This is a genomic window from Acinetobacter sp. YH12023 (assembly GCF_013420135.1).
Taxonomy (GTDB): Bacteria; Pseudomonadota; Gammaproteobacteria; order Pseudomonadales; family Moraxellaceae; genus Acinetobacter; species Acinetobacter amyesii.
The window spans coordinates 1-5,560 of record NZ_VOYU01000027.1 but is presented as its reverse complement, the minus strand read 5'-3'; the positions used below and the strand labels follow the sequence as shown (position 1 = coordinate 5,560).

Here is a 5,560-nt window from a genome sequence, read left to right as displayed (position 1 = left end):
ATGAACTCAGCAACGTTCGCTGAAGCGATTGTAAATAGCTTCAGGCAGGCTGCATCTACCGCCAGTGGCTACAGTCTGCTTACACCCTCAGATTTTTTTGTGAACGGCTGGAAGATCGTCCAAGAGATTTTAAACTCGGTAAGTGCTTGGTCGCCTATTGATTCATTGGGGATGCTGATTGCTTCAATCATTATCATGATTGCATTTGCCTTGATTTGTGCGTTCTTGGTTTTGGCGTTGGTTGAAATGTATATCGTGGTGTCAGCTAGTGTCTTAATGATGGGGTTTGCAGGTTCGCAATGGACGAAAGACTATGCCTTGAAAACTATTCAATATGCTGTTTCAGTCGGTGCAAAAATATTTATCTTACAATTGATTGCAGGTCTTGGACTTACTTTTATCCAAGAGTGGGCTACGGGCTTTAATGTTGAAGACAATGTAAGTTTGGTCGGTATGATTGGCTGTAGTGTGGTACTGCTGGCATTAACCAAAATTGTGCCTGATATGCTCCAAGGTGTGATTAACGGTTCATCTATTGGAAGTGGTGCTGCTTTAACTTCTGCCCTACGTGCTGTGGCTGCTGCGACAGCTGGCGCTGCTGCTGGTGCAGCTGGTGCGTCTATGGCTACAAAAGGCGCTGGAGCGTTGGCAAGTGAACAGCTTAAAACGGCTCAAGCAACTGGCACAGGCCCATCGAGTGCAATGGGTAAAGCTGGTTTTATGGCTGGTAATATGGCCATGAATATGAGTTCTGCTTTAAAAAGTGACCTTGGTAGTCGTTTAAGTGGTTCTACGACTGGTGGACGTATGGCTGGCTCGATGATGAATAAAGCAAACGAGCTACGGTCAAAACGATCTAAAAGCAATCAGGATGAAAACACTATCTCATAGGGCGAGACAGATTTTTTCTGATTATTCGCATTTGTTTAGTTGTTGTTTTATACGCTCAATCCTTGTAATAAGACCATCCACACAACTTTGATGACGTTCATAAAGTGGGTGGTCTTTATTCTGCCAGTTATCCAATATTTCTTTGGCTTCGATGTACTCTTGTTCTAGTTTGTATAGTTGACCTTTCAGTCCAAAATTATCTTTATTCCAGATAGCTAATAGCTCGGTTTCACTTAGTTTTGATAAATCAGTCATTAGTAATACTCCCATTTAACCTTTAAAATCTGTTTCTGTTCGCAATGCCTTGAATATGCGTTTTGCCGTTTCTTCTCGCACACTGGACGGGTCACGTAAAATATTGGCAATCCATATTGCAAATGCTTGATAGTCCTTATTCCCTGCTAGGTCGCTGATACTGTGGACTTTAGACAATACTGAGCTATAAGTATTTATCTGACTGTCTGACAAGTTGCAGAACATATCAACCGTGCTTGGATCTCGTTCATGGTTGATTGTTTTAGGCTTGGATTTCTGTTTAAAGCTGAATGAAAACCCAATGATTGAACGTCCTCGCTTATGTTGCTCGTATTCTGCCTTAATGTCGGTATGGTCGTTAATTTGTTGAATAGCAGGCTCTAATACTCGTCTTTTAAACGATTCCATCCGTTGATGCTCTGTGTCCAATACACCAAGTCTTGACCTCAATTCCTTAGTTTCAAGCATTGATACTTTCCCAGTGCTACGCCATGCAATTAGTAGTTCATATAAACGTATGGCATAGGCACTCGTTAGGCTACTTACCTGCTCCAGTTCATAACTGGTGAAATGCTTCTCTAGGTTGGTGATCAGTGGCACAACATCATCTGAAAACCTGATACGGACAAGGGCTTCATTTTCAACATAGGACACACGCTGTACCCATCGGCTCATAACATTCTCAAGATTGCCTTTAGCCGTTAATTTTTGGTAACTAAAGCGACGCTCAAACAAGTTTTTGCAAGCATCCTTTAAGACTTTGTAGGCGGTGTTTCTATGGACATTGAAATGGTTAATGTAGCTTTCTGCATGGATAGTTAAATCACGGTCACTAGGGATATTAGACTCCCTCGCCTCCAGTATTGCTAAAAGGATTAGGCGTTGTTCTGCAAGGTCTAAATTATAACTGGCATTGATCAGCGCATTATCCTTAACGACTAGGTCTTTTTTCATACATAGCAACTTATTCGAATTTTGTTGTTATAGCAACATTATATAACAATGTTGTAATATGCAAGATAAACGTTGCTATATTGCAAGATAAACGTTGCTATATTGCAAGATAAACGTTGCTATATTGCAAGATAAACGTTGCTATATAAAGTCTGAAACCATTGCTATATAAGGATTTCAGTCACCCTAAAAATTAAAAAAAATAAAAAAATTAAAAAAGAGGGGAGGGGTCAAAATTGCCCTATGTACTCGCTAAAGCTCGTACTTTATTGAAGCTCGCAAGCTCGCTTCGAGGGGCAATTTTTCGGTTAATCCTGTTTGTGAAATCTAAAAGCAAAAGCAACTATGAATTCGCTTCGCTCATAAGGCTTTATGCTCGCTTCGCTCGGTCTAGGTGCAGATTTCAACATGAAAATATAGATTTTCTAGGGTTCAAGTCATTTAAAAGCGGTTTTTCAGAGGGTCGAGGGTCGAATATTGCTAGTTCGCTCGTAGACACTCGCTCTGTAAAACCATGTATTGTTTAGATAATTTTAATAAACACCAAAAAGAATAGGTATATCTATGGTGCAAAATCATATATTTTGCACCATAGATATACCTATCTTGAACGTGGTCTATTCCGCTTTTCGGCTTCAAGCATCTTGTTGGCTTCTTCATGCTTACCTTGTTCACGCAAGGCTTTACGTGCAAAAAATGCCTGTTTTTCTTGTTCTTGTATGGCTTTGGCTTCTTGTTTTCGTTTTTCCTGTTCGGCTAACTTCCGTTGTTGTTCTCGCTCAAGATAATTTCTTGCTCGGTCATATTTAGCTTTTAGGTTTGGATTAGCCTTGTTTACAGTCAGTTTTGCCCGATCTGTATAGCGTTCAGGCTCAAATCGAGGGGAGTTATTCCTCAATTCTCGTTCTTGTTCTTCCAGCTGGTTCAACTGCTTCTGAATTTCAGCATTTGCTGTATCCCATTTTCCGCCAAAAAACAGGGGTCTTTTTCCTAGTTCTTCTTTTTGGTGTTTAATATCGCTTTTAGATAGCTCTATTTGCTCCAAAACAGCGTTTATTTGCTCGATTTCTGTTTTTTGGATAGATGACGCTATGTTTTTCGCTTCTGTGGCTATAGCGTCGTTATATTGCGAAATAACGCTATATGCAATTTTGGTTAATTCTTCAGGGGAACGTTGTTCCTGGTCTTTTTCTTTTTGGCGTTGTTCCTGGTCTAAATTTTCCCTGGTCTGTTCCAAGTCATGAACAAGGCGTTCTGTGGCTAAAATTTCTTGCTCAAGTCCTTTAATTAATTGGCGTTCTGTATTTCTAGCCTTAATCGCATCGTTACTTAAACTGATTTCAGTGTCCTTGCCCTGTCTGCGAAGTTGGGTAATTGTAGAACCCTCATGCTGTGTGGCTTCTAAATCTAAACCTTGCTCTTTGTAGCTGCGGTGATCGACACGCTCATGGCTGCCAACCTGTTCAAGAAATTGATTGCAGAGTTCCGCAAACTGTTGTCTCCAGTGTTCGACTTCTTGTTTGCCGTTGTCGTTAAATTCTCTCGTTTTTTTATCAAGGTCGCCTTGTTGGTTAATGCTGCGTGTAGTGAGCATGATGTGGGCGTGATAGTTGCGGTCATCACTTCCGCCTGCGGTATGTGGGGCATGAATGACTGCATCAACAACGACCTTATGACGTTCTACAATTTTTCCGCATAGCTCATTGAGCATCTTCTCTCGTTGTTCTTGGTTTAATTCACAAGGAAATGCAACTTCAAATTCTCTTGATAATTGAGAGTTTTTTCTAGTTTCAATGGTTTCGACCGTATTCCAAAGCGTTTCCCGATCTAATAATTCTTTTTTGGTGTTTTCAGGCGCATAGATATTTTTAAATTCTATGCCTGTTTTCTTCGTGTAATCCTGCTCTTTTCCATAGCGTTCATCTTTCAATTTTTCCCCTGATCTATATGCAGCACACGCAACAGCACTTCGACCATCTGATCGACTAATATTTTTTACTGAAAAGTGAAAAATAGCCACGATGTAAAGTCCCATTGACAAGTGTTTTTAAAAAAAAATTGAAAATTTTTTTTCGGGGTTAAGGGGTGTCCCCTTACGCACTCCAAACTTTAGTTTGGGAAAGTGCGCCCTTCGGGAAAACCCACAACAATCATATAGCAACTTGAAAGCAATGTTCAAGTGCGCTTATGATTTAGGGGGATTTCCTCTATTTGAAAGGTATGTTAAAGATGAAAATTGAGTCATTGGAACAACAAATTTCTAAGCAACAAGAGCGGTTAAAACAGTTAAAAGCTCAAAAACAAGCTGCTGTAGCTCGTGAACGTTCTAAGCAAAAAGAGTTAGAACGAAAGAATGATACAAGACGTAAGATTTTAATCGGCTCTTGTATGTTAAAAATCGTCGAAAATGACACTGTTGCTCATGAAAAGTTAATGGCTCAACTCGATAAATACTTAACCGAAAATCGAGATAGAGAATTATTTAATCTTCCATTAAAGGAGTGAGTGATGCCTGATTTAATTCAGTTAGAATATCTACAAGAAAAATTACAGCAGCTTTTAGCGGAATCATTATTTGCAATTTATCTTTATGGTTCAGCTGTTGACGGTGGTTTAGGGCCAGAAAGTGATCTTGATGTACTGGTCGTGGTCACTCAACCATTAACTTCTGCTTTACGTGAGCAGCTTGCACAAGAATTACTAAAAATTTCACAGCCTGTTGGGGAATTACAAAGGCCATTAGAAGTTACTATTTTATTAAAAGATGAGATTCAGTCTGGAATTTATCCTTTAAGTTATGAAATGCAATTTGGTGAATGGCTGCGTGAAGAGCTTAAAGAAGGTGGAATATTGAGCTCACAGAAAGACCCAGATATTAGTATATTGCTTAGAAAAGCGAGATCTCATCATACAGTTTTATTTGGGCCAGCTTTAAACCAATGGGCACCTGAAATTTCTGATCAAGAACTATGGCAAGCAATGTCTGACACTTATCCCGAAATTGTAGCGCATTGGGATGAGGATGCAGATGAAAGAAACCAGATTTTAGCTTTATGCCGGATCTATTTTAGTTTAGTGATGAAGGATATTGCTTCAAAAGACAATGCTGCACGATGGGTTATGTCTCAGCTTTCTGATGAGCAGAAATTCGTATTGCAGCGACTTATACAGGAATATAGAGGGGAAATCGGCAAACAAAATTGGCAAGAGGAGCATTATGCTTTGCAGCCTATTGTCAATTTTTTGAGTTCAAAAATTGAAGAGCAGTTTGAGCAGAAAAGAAATCTGATCACATAATAATTTTTTGATTCTGGCTTTATGTCATGGCTTTTGATGAACTCAGCAACGTTCGCTGAAGCGATTGTAAATAGCTTCAGGCAGGCTGCATCTACCGCCAGTGGCTACAGTCTGCTTACACCCTCAGATTTTTTTGTGAACGGCTGGAAGATCGTCCAAGAGA

6 protein-coding genes are annotated in these 5,560 nt (G+C 39.7%); 3 read left to right on the top strand and 3 right to left on the bottom strand.

Features of this window, described 5'->3' with window-relative positions:
- Positions 1–891, top strand: an 891-nt coding sequence (gene trbL, locus FTT92_RS16460) for a P-type conjugative transfer protein TrbL (protein WP_180172630.1), incomplete at its 5' end; no start/stop codon positions are given.
- Between the two features lie 21 nt (positions 892–912).
- Here the strand turns inward: trbL and FTT92_RS16455 are convergent.
- From FTT92_RS16455 to mobQ, 3 genes are all read right to left on the bottom strand, one after another.
- Entirely contained in the window at positions 913–1,146 is a 234-nt protein-coding gene (locus FTT92_RS16455; protein WP_065996352.1) for a hypothetical protein, read from the bottom strand.
- Between the two features lie 15 nt (positions 1,147–1,161).
- Entirely contained in the window at positions 1,162–2,100 is a 939-nt protein-coding gene (repM, locus tag FTT92_RS16450) for a replication initiation protein RepM (protein ID WP_065996348.1), read from the bottom strand.
- Between the two features lie 601 nt (positions 2,101–2,701).
- Positions 2,702–4,120, bottom strand: coding sequence for a MobQ family relaxase (gene mobQ / locus FTT92_RS16445; protein WP_065996350.1), 1,419 nt, complete (start codon positions 4,118–4,120; stop codon positions 2,702–2,704).
- A 209-nt stretch (positions 4,121–4,329) separates the two neighbouring features.
- Here mobQ and FTT92_RS16440 point away from each other — a divergent pair, with 209 nt between their 5' ends.
- Both FTT92_RS16440 and FTT92_RS16435 read left to right on the top strand, forming a co-directional pair.
- A complete protein-coding gene (locus tag FTT92_RS16440) occupies positions 4,330–4,605 on the top strand; it encodes a hypothetical protein (protein WP_004919011.1) in 276 nt (91 codons plus the stop codon).
- Between the two features lie 3 nt (positions 4,606–4,608).
- Entirely contained in the window at positions 4,609–5,397 is a 789-nt protein-coding gene (locus FTT92_RS16435) for an ANT(3'')-II family aminoglycoside nucleotidyltransferase (protein ID WP_005071978.1), read from the top strand.
- Positions 5,398–5,560: the final 163 nt, after the last annotated feature.